This window comes from Mesorhizobium sp. LjRoot246 (genome assembly GCF_964254115.1).
GTDB lineage: Bacteria > Pseudomonadota > Alphaproteobacteria > Rhizobiales > Rhizobiaceae > Mesorhizobium.
In genome coordinates this window covers 1884054-1897856 of sequence record NZ_CAXUSN020000001.1, presented here as the reverse complement: position 1 = coordinate 1897856, position 13803 = coordinate 1884054, and the positions used below count along the sequence as shown (strand labels likewise).

The window sequence follows — 13803 nt, the reverse complement described above, 5'->3', positions numbered from 1 at the left end:
GAGTAGACTGCCGAGCCGAGCAACGGCCGGCACCGGGGAGGTTTGCATGAAAAAACGCCGCATCGGTCGGACCGCTCTGGAGGTCACCGAGGTCAGCTTTGGCGGCGCCGCACTTGGCGGTCTCTACCGCGCCTGTTCGCGCGAGGCGGCGATGGAGACGCTGCAGGGCGCCTGGGAGGCCGGCCTGCGCTATTTCGACACCGCGCCCTTCTACGGTTTCGGCCTGTCGGAACGACGCTTCGGCGATTTCCTGCGCTACAAGCCGCGCGATTCCTATGTGCTGTCCACCAAGGTCGGCCGCCTGTTCCGCCCGGTACCGGAAGACCAGGTTCCCGATCACTCCTATGTCGATCCGCTGCCCTTCGCGCTCGACTACGACTATTCCTATGACGGCATCATGCGGTCGGTCGAGTTCAGCTATGCGCGGCTTGGCCTAAACAGGATAGACGTCCTGTTTGTCCACGACATCGGCGTCTACACCCATGGTGTCGAGAAGACCAAGCTGCACTTTCGCCAGCTGATGGATGGCGGCCTCAAGGCGCTCGAAGAACTCAAGCGATCCGGCGTCATTTCCGCCTATGGGCTCGGTGTCAACGAAGTGCAGATCTGCCTCGACGTGATGCGCCGGGCGCCGCTCGACTGCATCCTGCTCGCCAGCCGTTATTCCTTGCTCGACCGCAGCGCCGAAGCGGAGTTGCTGCCGCTATGCCGGGCGCAACAGACGTCGCTGGTCATCGGCGGCGTCTTCAACTCCGGCATATTGGCGACCGGGCCGGTGCAAGGCGCGCATTTCGATTACCTGCCTGCCAGCCACGACGTGCTCGACCGCGTCGGTGCGATGGAAAGGATGGCCGCCGAGGGCGGTTATCCGCTGGCCGCCGCCGCGTTCCAATTCCCCTTGCATGAACCCGCGGTCGCCACCGTGCTGACCGGCACCGCCAAGCTGGCAAACCTGACGCGCAACCTCGAACTGCTCGACATCGACGTGCCGGAGACGGAATACGCCAGATATCGCCCCTATACGCTGGTGCAGGAGCTGGCGTGAAACTTCACATCCTTGCGACTCCACAAGAGAATGAACATTCCATATTGACGAATTGGTGGAATTAATATTCCATGCTCTCGCGAAACGGAACGGAAGCGTGACGGCGCCAAGGGAGGAGCAGCGCGGTAGATCTGCCTCTGCCAGGCCTCGCAAGGACTGATCAAACACCGCTTGCATCGGCCTGTTCGATGCACTATCAAAACATGGCAACTGTTTTTTATTGATAAAGTTCTGTTTTGGACCGCGCCTATCCGAATGGAGCTTCCGTATCGTTTCACCGGGCGACTTAGGGAGGAAACCTCATGAAATTCGTGACCAGCATTCTCAACCGCCGCGCCGTCATGGCGCTGGCAGCAGCGTCGATGCTCGCCGGCGTCATGCATTCGGCGCCGGTTTCGGCGGCGGACGTGACCATTCCGATCATCGTCAAGGACACCACGTCCTTCTACTGGCAGATCGTTCTGGCCGGCGCCCGCAAGGCCGGCAAGGATCTCGGCGTCAACGTGCCGGAACTCGGCGCCCAGGCTGAAACCGACGTCAACGGCCAGATCTCGATCCTCGAGAACGCCGTGGCCGGCAATCCAGCCGCCGTCGTCATCGCGCCGACCGAAGCCAAGGCGCTCGGCAAGCCGATCGACGAGGCCGCCGCCAAGGTCAAGGTCATCGGCATCGACTCCGGCGCCGACTCCAAGGCCTTCACCTCGTTCCTGACCACCGACAATGTCCAGGGCGGTCGCGTCGCCGCGGACGGTCTGGCCGCGGCCATCGGCGAAGCCAATGGCGGCAAGATTGAAGGCAAGGTCGCCTTGATCACCGCACTTCCCGGCGCCGGCTCGCTCGAACAGCGCGCCCAGGGCTTCAAGGAACAGCTCAAGGCCAAATACCCTGGCCTCGAACTGGTCGCCGACAAATATGCCGACGGCCAGGCCACCACCGGCCTCAACATCGCCACCGACCTGATCACCGCCAATCCGGATCTTAAGGGTATCTTCGCGTCCAACCTGATCATGGCGCAGGGCGTCGGCCAGGCGATCGCCGAGAACAGCCTTGCCGGCAAGGTCGGGTTGATCGGCTTCGACAGCGATGAGAAGCTGATCAAGTTCCTCAACGACGGCGTCATTTCCGGCCTCGTCGTGCAGGATCCGTACCGGATGGGCTATGACGGCATCAAGACCGCGCTTGCCGCCTCGAAGGGCGAGAAGGTCGAGGCCAATGTCGACACCGGCGCCAATCTGGTGACCAAGGCCAACATGAAGGACCCGAAGATCGACGCGCTGCTCAACCCGAAGCTCTAAGCATCGCATGTGCAATCGTTTCCGGGGCCTCGCGCCCCGGAGACATCCGCTGCCGGCACAAACGGCTTGGCAATCCACAAGCTTAAGCTAGGCTGTTTTTCGAGGCGTATCCTTGCCTCGCCGCGTGCCAATCGTGCGGCCAATCTGGGAGGATTGTCATGATTTCGACAGCGCAGGAACTGCATCCGGCACCCGTGCTGGAACCGGGTCGGACCATCCTCGAATTGCGCGGGCTGGAGAAGCGCTATCCCGGCACGCATGCACTGAAGCCGGTCAACCTTGCTTTCAAATCCGGCGAAATCCACGCCATCGTCGGTGAGAACGGCGCCGGCAAATCCACGCTCATCAAGCTATTGACCGGCGTCATGCCGCGCACCTCCGGAGAGGTCATCTGGGAAGGCCAGCCGGCAGCCCTGGCGACGCCGCATGAGGCGATGGCGCTCGGCATCAATGCCGTGCACCAGGAAGTCGTGCTGTGCCGTCACCTGACGGTCGCCGCCAACATGTTCCTCGGCGAGGAGAATTCGCGCTTCGGCATCCTGCAGCAGCGCGCCATGGTCAGGCAAGCGCAGACCATCATCGACGATCTCGGTTTCGACCTGCCGGCGCATGTCACGCTGGGCGACCTGACCATCGGCCAGCAGCAGCTGATTGCTGCCGCCCGCGCCACCGTGCGCGGCACCAAATTCCTGATCTTCGACGAGCCGACCGCCTACCTCACCCGTAAGGAGGCCGACCAGCTCTTCACCCTGATCCGCCGGCTGAAGGGCGAAGGCGTGACGATCATCTACATCAGCCACCGCATGGAGGAAGTGTTCGAACTCGCCGACCGTGTTTCCGTGCTGCGCGACGGCACGCTGGTTGGCACCCGCAACATCGCCGAGACCAACGATGCCGAGCTGGTCAAGATGATGATCAACCGCTCGATCGAACAGGTCTACCACAAGGAGCATTTCACGCCGGGCGCCGCGATCCTCGAGGCGAGGAGCCTGTCCGGCAAGGGCTTCGAAAATGTCTCGATGACGGTTCGCGCCGGCGAGATCGTCGGTCTCTATGGCCTGATCGGCGCCGGACGCAGCGAGTTCGTCACCACGGTCTACGGCCGCCATCGCAAATCCGCCGGCCAGATCCTCTGGGAAGGCAAGGAGGTTCAGGTCAACTCCGAATATGACGCGATCAGGCTCGGCATGGCGCTGGCGCCGGAAAGCCGCCGCGACCAGGGCCTCTGCCTCAACCTGCCGGTCGGCTTCAACCTCAACCTGCCGATCTACAAGCGCATCTCGAACAATCTGCTGATTTCGAACATGCAGGAGAAGACGCAGGCCGATCGCCAGATCGCCGATCTGCGCATCAAGACACCGACACGCGGCGCGCTGGTGTCCAGCCTGTCGGGCGGAAACCAGCAGAAGATCGTCATCGGCAAATGGCTGGCGCACGGCGCCAAGCTGTTCATCTTCGACGAGCCGACGGTCGGCGTCGATGTCGGCACCAAGGCCGAGATCTACCGCCTGTTCGGCGCGCTGCTGTCGAAAGGCGCCGGCATCATCCTGATTTCGTCCTATCTGCCGGAAGTCTACGAGCTCGCCGACACGCTGCATGTGTTCCGGCGCGGCAAACTGGTGGCGACGCACGGTTTTCACGCCGCCAGCCACGAGGATATTCTCACGCAGGCGCTCGCCGAGAAACAAGAAAAGCTGGGAGGACAGATATGAGCACCGAGGCGATTGCTGTCGAAAAACCGAAGCGCAACTACAACGTCCTGTTTGGGCTGACGCTTCTGGCGCTGCTGGTGCTGCTGTGGATCGTGCTTTCGTTGGCGACCACAAGCTTCGCCTCCGGCAACAACATCGCCAATCTTTTGCGCCAGGGCTCGATGATCGCCATCATGGCGGTCGGCCAGACCTTCGTCATCATTACCGGCGGTATCGACCTGTCGGTCGGCGCCGTGGTCGGTTTTGCCACCGTGGTCGTCGCCATGATGATCAATGCCGGCTTCCCCATCTGGCTCGCCATCCTGGCGACGCTGCTGGTCGGCGTCGCCATCGGCATGTTCCACGGCTTCGGCATCGTCAAGATGGGCCTGCCGCCCTTCATCATCACGCTGGCAACCCTGACTTCGCTGCGCGGCATCGGCCTTTTGATGACCAACGGCAATTCGATCAACATCAACAGCGATACCTTCACCGCCTTCTCGCGCAGTTCCTTTATCGGCATCCCCAACCTGTTCTGGATGGTGATCCTGGTCGGCATTCCGGCCTATGTTTTCCTCCATCATAGCCGCTGGGGCCGCTATCTGTTCTCGGTCGGCTCCAATGCCGAGGCCTCGCGCCTGTCCGGCGTCAATGTCCAGCGCACCATCTACATGGCCTACACGTTGTCCGGCCTGTGCGCGGCCTTCGTCGGCGTGCTGCTGGCCGCCCGCATCGGCATCGGCAACCCCACCCAGGCCGAAGGCTGGGAGCTGCAGGCGATCGCTTCGTCGGTCATCGGCGGCACCTCGCTGTTCGGCGCCGTCGGCTCGGTGCACGGACCGCTGCTCGGCGCTTTCATCCTGGCCACCATCAACAACGGCGCCAACCTGCTCAACGTCAACTCGTTCTGGCAGCGCATCATCACCGGCGCGCTGATCATCATCATCGTCTACTTCGACGGCCTGCGCCGCCGCGGCAAGTAGATCATTCCTCGATCGATCACCGGCCCGCCAAAACCGACAGGCCGGCGATTTCATGACAGACTGGATTAAAGCATGAAAGCCGTCGTCTGCCGCTCGCCCGGCGATCTTGTCCTGGAAGACCGTCCCGCGCCCGGCGCGCCACCTGCCGGCTGGGCGCTGGTGGCGGTCAGCCATGTCGGCATCTGCGGCACCGACTACCACATCTTCGAGGGCAAGCACCCGTTCCTCGCCTATCCCCGCATCATGGGCCATGAGGTGTCGGGAACGATCGTCGAGACCGGCGAAGGCGTCGAACTTGCCGTTGGCGAGCGGGTCGTCATCAACCCCTATCTTTCCTGCGGCAAATGCATCGCCTGCCGGCACGGCAAGCCGAATTGCTGTGTCAGGATCGAGGTGCTGGGCGTCCATCGCGACGGCGCCATGTGCGAGCGCATCCTGGTGCCGGCGCAAAATCTCTATCCGGCCAACGGCCTGTCGCTGGCCGATGCCGCCGCTGTCGAGTTTCTGGCCATCGGCGCGCATGCGGTGCGGCGCGCCCGCGCCGATCCAGGCGCCCGCACGCTGGTCATCGGCGCCGGCCCGATCGGACTCGGCACCGCCATCTTCGCCCGCATCGCCGGGCTCGACGTGACACTGCTCGACATGAGCACGGAAAGACTGGACTTTGCTGCGAAAGAACTCGGCTTCGCAATACTCGACGGCTCGCGCGGCGCGGTGCCCGATCTGGTCAGGGAGGCGACATCGGGCGAAGGTTTCGACGTGGTCTTCGACGCCACCGGCAACACCCAGTCGGTGCAGTCGGCCTTTGCCCATGTCGCGCATGGCGGAACATTGGTGCTGGTCTCCGTCGTCAAGGACGACATCAGCTTTTCCGATCCGGAATTCCACAAACGCGAGATGACTCTGATCGGCAGCCGCAACGCGCTGCGTGCCGACTTCGATCACGTCGCCGCCTCGATCCGCAACGGCGCGGTGCCGCTGGCCAAGCTCGTCACCCACCGCACATCGCTTGCCGAGACGCCGCATGATCTTGCTCGCTGGGCACACGAGAAAACCGGGCTGATCAAGGCTGTGATCGAGGTGGGGTCATAACGCCCCGCGCAGGTCGACCCCCACTCCGTCTCGGCTTTGCCGAGCCACCTCTCCCCCGATCGACGGGGTAGAGGAAGGGTGCGAGCCTATTGCAGCCAACGCTCCTCAACCAAACTCCCTCCTTCTCCCGCCGCCAGCGGGCTCCCTTCCTCTCCCTCCGGAGGGGGGAGAGGTGGCTCGGCGAAGCCGAGACGGAGTGGGGGAAGGCGGTTCTCAAACGCCAAGCCGCTGACAAGTGAGCGCGATCACTACAGCGCCGACAGCTTCAGCTCCACCCGTTCGGCCGGGAAGCGCGACTCGGAAAACTGGATCGGCTGGCCGTCCGGCGTGACGTTGACAGCGACCGTGACCAGCACGATGGCGCCCGGCTGCAGGTCGAGATCGGCAAGGTCCGCCGCATCGGCATGGCGCGCCGACAGCACGGTCGACTGCCGGAGATAATCGTCGATGCCGAAGCGGGCCAGCGACGTGGTGATCGAGCCGGTCTCGGCCATCGCGGCATCGATGCCGGCAAAGCGCCTGGCCTCGAACCAGCCGACAGCGCGCGACACCGGCCGTCCATCGGCTTCGCCGCGCGTCTCCAGACGGATCACCTCGGCCCCCCTGGCAAGGCCAAGGCCCTCGGCGACGCGATGGCTGGCTGGCTCGACCGACGAGGCGAGCAGGACGATGTGCCTTTCCGTCGTCTGTCCTTGCAAGCCTGTCGAAAAGCGTGTGCGCGCGCTAATCGGATAGGACAGCCGCTTGCGTGACAACACGAAGGTGCCGCGCCCCTGCTCGGCCCGCAGCACGCCTTCCTGCACAAGGGCTGATATGGCGCTGCGCACGGTATGGCGGTTGACGCCATAGCGCTCGGCCAGCACGACTTCCGGCGGCAGCGCGGTATTCTCGACGAAATCGCCGATGGCGATCGCATGCAGCATCTTGTCGGCAATCTGCCGCCACAACGAAACGCCACTACGCCGCTCGATGCTGTCCGCCGCCAGCCGCCCGACCATCATTGCCCCCAGTATTCCATCGCTGTCATCCACCCGTCATGGACACGCGTTAGATAATAGGTATAATTTGTATAGTTGTCTATATCAATAGACAAATTTAGCAAAGAGGAATGCTGCTGATGCGAGGACAGGAAGCCCGCGACCAGGCCGAGCGCAAGGCCGCCATGTCAACCCTGGCACAATCCAGCGGCGATGACATCGTGCGGCTCTGGAACGAGGCCGGACTGCCTTCGGACGCCGAGCTGCTGCGCGGCCCCGAAACCGGACTGGTCACCCTGCGCGGCCGCATCGGCGGCGGCGGCGCTCCCTTCAATGTCGGCGAGGCGACCGTTACCCGCGCCACGGTCCGGCTGCCGTCCGGACAGGTCGGCCATTGCTATGCGCTTGGCCGCGACAAGCAGAAGGCAAGGCTGGCGGCCATCGCCGACGCACTGTGGCAGGACCCTGGCCGCCGCGCCGAGGTCGAGACCGGGCTGATAGCGCCGCTGCGGTTGGCACTGACCACGGCGCATGAAAAACGCCGCGCCGAGACGGCGGCAACGAAGGTGGATTTCTTCACCATGGTTCGCGGAGAAGACTGATGGACATTGCAGCGCAATCGATCGAGGGCGGTTTCGCCGATCCGGTCTTCGACGCCCAGACCGTATTCCGCGCGGTCATGGACGCGATGGCGCGGCCGGGCAGCGTGCAGCCGCTGCCGGCCTTCGCCCGCCCGCCGGCGCCGCTCTCGGCAAGCGCCGGCGCCATCGCGCTGGCGCTTTGCGACAATGACACGCCGCTCTGGCTCGACCCGGCTCTGCAGGCCTCCACCGCAATCAAATCCTGGCTTGGTTTCCACACCGGCGCGCCATTGGCCAACACGCCGGCCGATGCGCATTTCGCTCTGATCGCCACGCCGGCCGAGATGATGGCGCTGGACGGTTTTTCGCAGGGCACGCAGGACTATCCCGACCGTTCGACCACGCTGATCCTGCAGGTCGGCGATCTCGTCTCCGGCACGCCGCTGTTGCTCGAAGGTCCCGGCATCGAAACCAGCGCCACGATCGCGCCGGCGCGGATGCCGCGTCACTTCGTCGAACAGTGGAAGCAGAATATCAAGCGCTTTCCGCGCGGCGTCGACATCATCCTCGCCACATCGGACGGCGTCGCCTGCCTGCCGCGCACGACGCGCATCAAGACGATGGAGGCGTAGGATGTATGTCGCGGTAAAAGGCGGCGAAGCGGCCATTGCCAATGCCCACAGCCTGCTCGCCGACCGCCGGCGCGGCGACCGTTCGGTGCCGGCGCTGCGCCTTGACCAGATCGTCGAGCAGCTGGCGCTCGGCGTCGATCGGGTGATGAGCGAAGGCTCGCTCTACGACCGTGAACTGGCCGCCCTCGCCATCGCCCAGGCGCGTGGCGACATGATCGAGGCGATCTTCCTGGTGCGTGCCTATCGCACCACGCTACCGCGCTTTGGCTACTCCAAGCCGATCGACACCGCCAACATGCTGGTCGAGCGGCGCGTGTCGGCGACCTACAAGGACCTGCCCGGCGGCCAATTGCTTGGCCCCACCTTCGACTACACGCACAGACTGCTCGATCCCGAGCTTGCCGCCGGCGCTGACGTTGCCGAGCCGCTGCAGCGCGAGACCGAAGCGCAAGCCATGCCGCGCGTCTCGGCGATCCTTGCCCGCGAAGGCCTGATCGAGCCGGACGGCGACATGCCGCAGGACCATATCCCCGGCGACATCACCCGCGAGCCGCTGGAATTCCCGATGGCGCGCGACATCCGCCTGCAGGCGCTGTCACGCGGCGATGAGGGCTTCCTGCTGGCGCTCGGCTATTCCACGCAGCGCGGCTATGCCCGCAACCATCCCTTCGTCGGCGAAATCCGCATCGGCGAGGTCGAGCTGGAACTCGACGTGCCGGAACTGCCCTTCGCCGTGCCGCTCGGCACCGTCCGCGTCACCGAATGCCAGATGGTCAACCAGTTCAAGGGCTCGGCCAAGGCGCCGCCGCAATTCACCCGTGGCTACGGCCTGGTCTTCGGCCAGAGCGAGCGCAAGGCGATGGCGATGGCGCTCTGCGACCGCGCGTTGCGCGCCTCGGAATTGGGCGAGGATGTCGTCGCCGCCGCCCAGGACGAGGAGTTCGTCATTTCGCACTCCGACAACGTCCAGGCGACCGGCTTCGTCGAGCATCTGAAACTGCCGCACTATGTCGACTTCCAGGCCGAACTCGACCTCGTGCGCCGCATGCGTGCCGAATACGACGCGCGCGAGAATTCCGTGAAGGCGGAAGAAAAGAGGGAGGCAGCGGAATGAGCCTAGTCGCCCGACCCGCCGTGACCGCCGCCGCTATCATGGGAATGGCCGCCATACCCCCCGCCGTAGCTGTCGCTACCGCCGATGTTCTCGCCATGCGCGCCCTCCCTCGGCGCAGACAGAACCATCCTTCGAAGAAGAAAAGCGACCGCGCCGACGAATGCCAGCAGCAGAATTCCAAGATGCATCCAACCGGTTTGGGTCATCCGATTTCGCCCTTTTTTGCGCGTCCTGGCCGCCAATTCGATAGCACAATGTGGATGTGATCGCCATGACCGACATCGCCACCTACAACTTCGCCTATCTCGACGAGCAGACCAAGCGGATGATCCGTCGGGCGATCCTCAAGGGCATCGCCATTCCCGGCTACCAGGTGCCGTTCGCCTCGCGCGAGATGCCGATGCCCTATGGCTGGGGCACCGGCGGCGTCCAGGTCACCGCTTCGATCATCGGCCCCGGCGATGTGCTGAAGGTGATCGACCAGGGTGCCGACGACACCACCAATGCGGTCTCGATCCGTGCCTTCTTCAAGAAGGTCGCCAACGTCGCGGTGACGACCGACACTGCCACCGCCACCATCATCCAGACCCGCCACCGCATCCCCGAACATCCGCTGACGGCGGGCCAGGTGCTTGTCTACCAGGTGCCGATCCCGGAACCCTTGCGCTTCCTCGAGCCGCGCGAGACCGAAACGCGGAAAATGCATGCGCTGGAAGAATACGGCCTCATGCATGTGAAACTTTACGAGGACATCGCCAAGCACGGCCGCATCGCCACCACCTATGCCTATCCGGTCAAGGTCGAGGGCCGCTACGTGATGGACCCGTCGCCAACGCCGAAATTCGACAATCCGAAGATGCACCGCTCGCCGGCCCTGCAACTGTTCGGCGCCGGCCGCGAAAAGCGCATCTATGCGGTGCCACCGTTCACCGAAGTGGTCAGCCTCGACTTCGAGGACCATCCGTTCGAGGTGCAGACCTTCGACCAGCCCTGCGCGCTGTGCGCCGCCGAGAATGTCTATCTCGACGAGGTCATCCTCGACGACCATGGCGGCCACATGTTCGTCTGCTCCGACACCGACCATTGCGAGAAGCGGCGCAACGCCCCTACCTCCCCCTTGTGGGGAGGTCGCGCCGAAGGCGCGGGTCTTGACCAATCCACGCCCCACTCAACCCCCACCCCGGCGCTGCGCGCCGACCCTCCCCACAAGGGGGAGGGTAAGGAGAAGCAATGACCGACGAACCGTTGCTGCGCGTCTCGGCGCTGTCCAAATTCTACGGCTCGCGTGTCGGCTGCGACAACGTCTCCTTCGAGCTGTGGCCGGGCGAAGTCCTGGCTGTCGTCGGCGAGTCCGGCTCAGGCAAGACGACATTGCTCAACTGCCTGTCGACGCGGCTGCTGCCGAGTTCCGGCACCGCCAGCTACCGCATGCGCGACGGCCAGTTCCGCGAGCTCTACCGCATGAGCGAGGCCGAGCGTCGCTTCCTGATGCGCACCGACTGGGGTTTTGTCCATCAGAACCCCGCCGACGGCCTGCGCATGACGGTGTCGGCCGGCGCCAATGTCGGCGAGCGGCTGATGGCGGTCGGCGACCGCCACTACGGCAGGATCCGCGCCACCGCCGTCGACTGGCTGTCGCGCGTCGAGATCGACGAGGACCGCATCGACGACGAGCCCCGCGCCTTCTCCGGCGGCATGCGCCAGCGCCTGCAGATCGCCCGCAACCTCGTCACCGGGCCGCGGCTGGTGTTCATGGACGAGCCGACCGGCGGCCTCGACGTCTCGGTCCAGGCGCGCCTGCTCGACCTGCTGCGCGGTCTGGTCACCGATCTCGGTCTGGCGGCTATCGTCGTCACCCATGACCTCGCGGTGGCGCGGCTCTTGTCGCAGCGCATGATGGTGATGAAGGACGGCCGCGTCGTCGAAAGCGGTCTCACCGACCGCGTGCTCGACGATCCCCGCGCGCCCTACACGCAATTGCTTGTTTCCTCGATTTTGCAGGTTTGACGATGGCTACTCTGGCGGCGTACCCCCCTCTGGCCTGCCGGCCATCTCCCCCTCAAGGGGGGAGATTGGCAGCTTTTATGTCTCGCCCATTTTGCAACGCAGGAGAATGGCGAAACCGATTCCGGCAGCCGATCTCCCCCCTTGAGGGGGAGATGCCTGGCAAGGCAGAGGGGGGTGTTGGCCCGCAAACGAACGACGATGGGAGGACCTTCTGATGCCGACCCCTCTCGTTGTCTCAGACGTCGCCAAGAGCTTCACCATGCATCTGCGCGACGGCATCAAACTGCCTGTTGTCGCCGGTGTCTCGTTCTCGATCAGGGCCGGCGAATGCACCGTGCTCGGCGGCCCGTCCGGTGCTGGCAAGAGCTCGATCCTGAAGATGCTCTACGGCAACTACGCCGTCGACGAAGGCCAGATCATCGTCACGCATGATGACGGGCTGATCGACCTCGCCACCGCCAGCCCGCGCACCGTGCTTGCCATACGCCGGCAAACGATCGGCTATGTCAGCCAGTTCCTGCGCACCGTGCCGCGCGTTTCGGCGCTCGATGTCGTCGCCGAACCCCTGGTCGAGCGCGGCGAGGAGCGTGAGAGCGCGCGTGAGAAGGCTCGCTCCCTGCTGGCGCAGCTCAACCTGCCGGAGAAACTCTGGGCTTTGTCGCCGGCGACCTTCTCCGGTGGCGAGCAGCAGCGCGTCAACATCGCGCGCGGCTTCATCACCGAGCACCCGATCCTGCTGCTCGACGAGCCGACCGCCTCGCTCGACGCCAGAAACCGCGACGTGGTGATCGAACTCATCGCCGCCAAGAAGGCGGCAGATGTCGCCTTGCTCGGCATCTTCCACGACCATGACGTGCGCGAGGCGGTTGCCGACCGCATCATCGACGTCACCGCTTTCGCGCCCGGAAAAATCGCCGCATGACCAGGAAATTGTCCGAGACGCCGCTGATCCACCCGACGGCGGAGGTGCAGAACTCGACGCTGGGCCGTTGGACCGAGATCGCCGACCGCAGCCGGGTTTCGGAAAGCGAACTCGGCGACTATTCCTACATGATGCAGGACTGCTCCGTCTGGTGCGCGACGATCGGCAAATTCGCCAACATCGCCGCCGCTGTGCGCATCAACGCCACCAATCACCCGACCTGGCGGCCGACGCTGCATCACTTCACCTACCGTGCTTCGGACTACTGGGACGACGCCGAGCACGAGACAGAATTCTTCGCCCAGCGCCGCGCCAAACGCGTCACGATCGGCCACGACACCTGGCTCGGCCACGGCTCGACCATCCTGCCCGGCGTCACCGTCGGTGACGGCGCGGCGGTCGGTGCCGGCGCGGTGGTCTCCAAGGACGTCGCCCCCTACACCATCGTCGCCGGCGTGCCGGCCAAACCAATCCGCGAACGCTTCGACCGCCGCACGGCCGAACGCTACCAGGCGCTGGCCTGGTGGGACTGGGACCATGCAAGGCTGCGTGCCGCGCTCGACGATTTCAGGGAACTGTCGGCTGAGGCGTTCCTGGAGAAATACGACTGATGAGGATGTGAAATGGTGAATGGCAGCAGGACAAGGAGAGCCTTCTTGCTGCCATTCACCATTCACCATTCACACCTTTGACACAGGACTCGGACAGGAAGCGGTCTCCCCCAAGGAGATCGCAAATGCCTGTCAAACCATCGCTCGCCGGATTCTTTGCCGGCACCAATCCGACCCAACCGGCACATCTCGGCACCCGCTACGACACCTCAGGCAATTTCCTGATCGAGCCCGGCAACACCGTCGTCAGCCATCTCGTCAGCGGCTCGCCGTCCGAGGCTGTGGTGCTTGCGGTGCGCGACCGTATGCTGGCGATGCCTGATGCCGACCGGCTCGCCTTCACGCCCGTCTCCAGCCTGCACATGACGCTGTTCCAGGGCATCATCGAATATCGCCGCCGGCTTCCTTACTGGCCGCAGGACGTGCCGCTCGATACCAGCATCGACGCCATGACCCGCCTTTATCTGGAGCGGCTGAAAGATTTCGAGGGTTTTGGCCCGTTCAACATCAAGGTGGTCGAAGTTCTGCCGACCGGCCTCACCGTTGCTGGCGCGGCGGACGACGACGTCCGCATCATGCGCGCCTGGCGCGACGCGCTGGCTGTGCCGTTCGGCTACCGGCATCCCGATCACGACGCTTACGTCTTCCACATCACCTTCGCCTACCAGATCCAGCGTCTTGCGGATGATCGGGCCGCCGCATGGCAGGACCTGTTCGATGATTGCCTGGCACTCTTGGACCGGCAGGCGCCAGTGATCGAAATCAAGGCTCCGGCCTTCTGCAGCTTCAGGGACATGGAGCACTTCGAGGAACTGCTGGTCCTGGGCCGGCCGTAAACGCCGCGCCTGTGGAG

15 protein-coding genes are annotated in these 13803 nt (G+C 64.4%); 14 read left to right on the top strand and 1 reads right to left on the bottom strand.

Features of this window, described 5'->3' with window-relative positions; genetic code table 11:
- The first annotated feature begins 46 nt into the window (after positions 1–46).
- From ACSQ3L_RS09100 to ACSQ3L_RS09080, 5 genes are all read left to right on the top strand, one after another.
- Positions 47–1045: an aldo/keto reductase gene (locus ACSQ3L_RS09100; RefSeq protein WP_436159631.1), complete on the top strand. Its 999-nt coding sequence runs from the start codon at positions 47–49 to the stop codon at positions 1043–1045.
- A gap of 302 nt (positions 1046–1347) precedes the next feature.
- Positions 1348–2340 carry an ABC transporter substrate-binding protein gene (locus ACSQ3L_RS09095; RefSeq protein ID WP_436159630.1) on the top strand — a complete coding sequence of 331 codons (993 nt, stop codon included), beginning with the start codon at positions 1348–1350 and terminating at the stop codon, positions 2338–2340.
- Positions 2341–2498: 158 nt separating this feature from the next.
- Positions 2499–4052 carry a sugar ABC transporter ATP-binding protein gene (locus tag ACSQ3L_RS09090; protein WP_436159629.1) on the top strand — a complete coding sequence of 518 codons (1554 nt, stop codon included), beginning with the start codon at positions 2499–2501 and terminating at the stop codon, positions 4050–4052.
- Complete coding sequence (locus ACSQ3L_RS09085; protein ID WP_436159628.1) at positions 4049–5014, top strand: ABC transporter permease; 966 nt, start codon at positions 4049–4051, stop codon at positions 5012–5014. The genes ACSQ3L_RS09090 and ACSQ3L_RS09085 overlap by 4 nt, the downstream gene beginning before the upstream one ends.
- A 72-nt stretch (positions 5015–5086) precedes the next feature.
- The gene (locus ACSQ3L_RS09080) at positions 5087–6106 is read left to right on the top strand and encodes a zinc-binding alcohol dehydrogenase family protein (protein ID WP_436159627.1); all 1020 of its coding nucleotides are present in this window, start codon (positions 5087–5089) and stop codon (positions 6104–6106) included.
- A 248-nt stretch (positions 6107–6354) separates the two neighbouring features.
- Here ACSQ3L_RS09080 and phnF read toward each other — a convergent pair whose 3' ends face one another.
- Positions 6355–7104, bottom strand: a complete 750-nt coding sequence (gene phnF / locus ACSQ3L_RS09075) for a phosphonate metabolism transcriptional regulator PhnF (RefSeq protein ID WP_436163402.1) — start codon at positions 7102–7104, stop codon at positions 6355–6357.
- Between the two features lie 119 nt (positions 7105–7223).
- Here phnF and phnG point away from each other — a divergent pair, with 119 nt between their 5' ends.
- The 9 genes from phnG (at position 7224) to ACSQ3L_RS09030 (ending at position 13786) form a co-directional block, all read left to right on the top strand.
- Positions 7224–7685: a phosphonate C-P lyase system protein PhnG gene (phnG, locus tag ACSQ3L_RS09070; protein WP_436159626.1), complete on the top strand. Its 462-nt coding sequence runs from the start codon at positions 7224–7226 to the stop codon at positions 7683–7685.
- Complete coding sequence (gene phnH / locus ACSQ3L_RS09065; protein ID WP_436159625.1) at positions 7685–8296, top strand: phosphonate C-P lyase system protein PhnH; 612 nt, start codon at positions 7685–7687, stop codon at positions 8294–8296. The genes phnG and phnH overlap by 1 nt, the downstream gene beginning before the upstream one ends.
- A gap of 1 nt (position 8297) precedes the next feature.
- Positions 8298–9410 carry a carbon-phosphorus lyase complex subunit PhnI gene (locus ACSQ3L_RS09060; protein WP_436159624.1) on the top strand — a complete coding sequence of 371 codons (1113 nt, stop codon included), beginning with the start codon at positions 8298–8300 and terminating at the stop codon, positions 9408–9410.
- The gene (locus ACSQ3L_RS09055) at positions 9407–9676 is read left to right on the top strand and encodes a hypothetical protein (RefSeq protein ID WP_436159623.1); all 270 of its coding nucleotides are present in this window, start codon (positions 9407–9409) and stop codon (positions 9674–9676) included. Before ACSQ3L_RS09060 ends, ACSQ3L_RS09055 begins: the two co-directional genes overlap by 4 nt.
- Before the next feature lie 5 nt (positions 9677–9681).
- Positions 9682–10644 (top strand): alpha-D-ribose 1-methylphosphonate 5-phosphate C-P-lyase PhnJ, encoded by a 963-nt coding sequence (locus ACSQ3L_RS09050; protein ID WP_436159622.1) that lies wholly within the window; start codon positions 9682–9684, stop codon positions 10642–10644.
- Positions 10641–11417 carry a phosphonate C-P lyase system protein PhnK gene (gene phnK, locus ACSQ3L_RS09045; RefSeq protein ID WP_436159621.1) on the top strand — a complete coding sequence of 259 codons (777 nt, stop codon included), beginning with the start codon at positions 10641–10643 and terminating at the stop codon, positions 11415–11417. Before ACSQ3L_RS09050 ends, phnK begins: the two co-directional genes overlap by 4 nt.
- Positions 11418–11631: 214 nt before the next feature.
- On the top strand, positions 11632–12339 hold the full coding sequence (gene phnL, locus ACSQ3L_RS09040) for a phosphonate C-P lyase system protein PhnL (RefSeq protein ID WP_436159620.1): 708 nt from the start codon (positions 11632–11634) through the stop codon (positions 12337–12339).
- Positions 12336–12950 carry a DapH/DapD/GlmU-related protein gene (locus ACSQ3L_RS09035; protein WP_436159619.1) on the top strand — a complete coding sequence of 205 codons (615 nt, stop codon included), beginning with the start codon at positions 12336–12338 and terminating at the stop codon, positions 12948–12950. The genes phnL and ACSQ3L_RS09035 overlap by 4 nt, the downstream gene beginning before the upstream one ends.
- A gap of 125 nt (positions 12951–13075) precedes the next feature.
- Entirely contained in the window at positions 13076–13786 is a 711-nt protein-coding gene (locus ACSQ3L_RS09030; protein WP_436159618.1) for a DUF1868 domain-containing protein, read from the top strand.
- Positions 13787–13803 lie beyond the last annotated feature (17 nt).

What these genes read in the sequence shown, in the direction of transcription:
- ACSQ3L_RS09060 (WP_436159624.1), top strand. Translation starts at nt 8,298, where the DNA reads ATGTATGTCGCGGTAAAAGGCGGCGAAGCGGCCATTGCCAATGCCCAC.
- ACSQ3L_RS09085 (WP_436159628.1), top strand. Translation starts at nt 4,049, where the DNA reads ATGAGCACCGAGGCGATTGCTGTCGAAAAACCGAAGCGCAACTACAAC.
- ACSQ3L_RS09030 (WP_436159618.1), top strand. Translation starts at nt 13,076, where the DNA reads ATGCCTGTCAAACCATCGCTCGCCGGATTCTTTGCCGGCACCAATCCG.
- phnK (WP_436159621.1), top strand. Translation starts at nt 10,641, where the DNA reads ATGACCGACGAACCGTTGCTGCGCGTCTCGGCGCTGTCCAAATTCTAC.
- ACSQ3L_RS09055 (WP_436159623.1), top strand. Translation starts at nt 9,407, where the DNA reads ATGAGCCTAGTCGCCCGACCCGCCGTGACCGCCGCCGCTATCATGGGA.
- ACSQ3L_RS09090 (WP_436159629.1), top strand. Translation starts at nt 2,499, where the DNA reads ATGATTTCGACAGCGCAGGAACTGCATCCGGCACCCGTGCTGGAACCG.
- phnG (WP_436159626.1), top strand. Translation starts at nt 7,224, where the DNA reads ATGCGAGGACAGGAAGCCCGCGACCAGGCCGAGCGCAAGGCCGCCATG.
- phnH (WP_436159625.1), top strand. Translation starts at nt 7,685, where the DNA reads ATGGACATTGCAGCGCAATCGATCGAGGGCGGTTTCGCCGATCCGGTC.
- phnL (WP_436159620.1), top strand. Translation starts at nt 11,632, where the DNA reads ATGCCGACCCCTCTCGTTGTCTCAGACGTCGCCAAGAGCTTCACCATG.
- phnF (WP_436163402.1), bottom strand. Translation starts at nt 7,104, where the DNA reads ATGGTCGGGCGGCTGGCGGCGGACAGCATCGAGCGGCGTAGTGGCGTT.
- ACSQ3L_RS09095 (WP_436159630.1), top strand. Translation starts at nt 1,348, where the DNA reads ATGAAATTCGTGACCAGCATTCTCAACCGCCGCGCCGTCATGGCGCTG.
- ACSQ3L_RS09080 (WP_436159627.1), top strand. Translation starts at nt 5,087, where the DNA reads ATGAAAGCCGTCGTCTGCCGCTCGCCCGGCGATCTTGTCCTGGAAGAC.
- ACSQ3L_RS09050 (WP_436159622.1), top strand. Translation starts at nt 9,682, where the DNA reads ATGACCGACATCGCCACCTACAACTTCGCCTATCTCGACGAGCAGACC.
- ACSQ3L_RS09100 (WP_436159631.1), top strand. Translation starts at nt 47, where the DNA reads ATGAAAAAACGCCGCATCGGTCGGACCGCTCTGGAGGTCACCGAGGTC.
- ACSQ3L_RS09035 (WP_436159619.1), top strand. Translation starts at nt 12,336, where the DNA reads ATGACCAGGAAATTGTCCGAGACGCCGCTGATCCACCCGACGGCGGAG.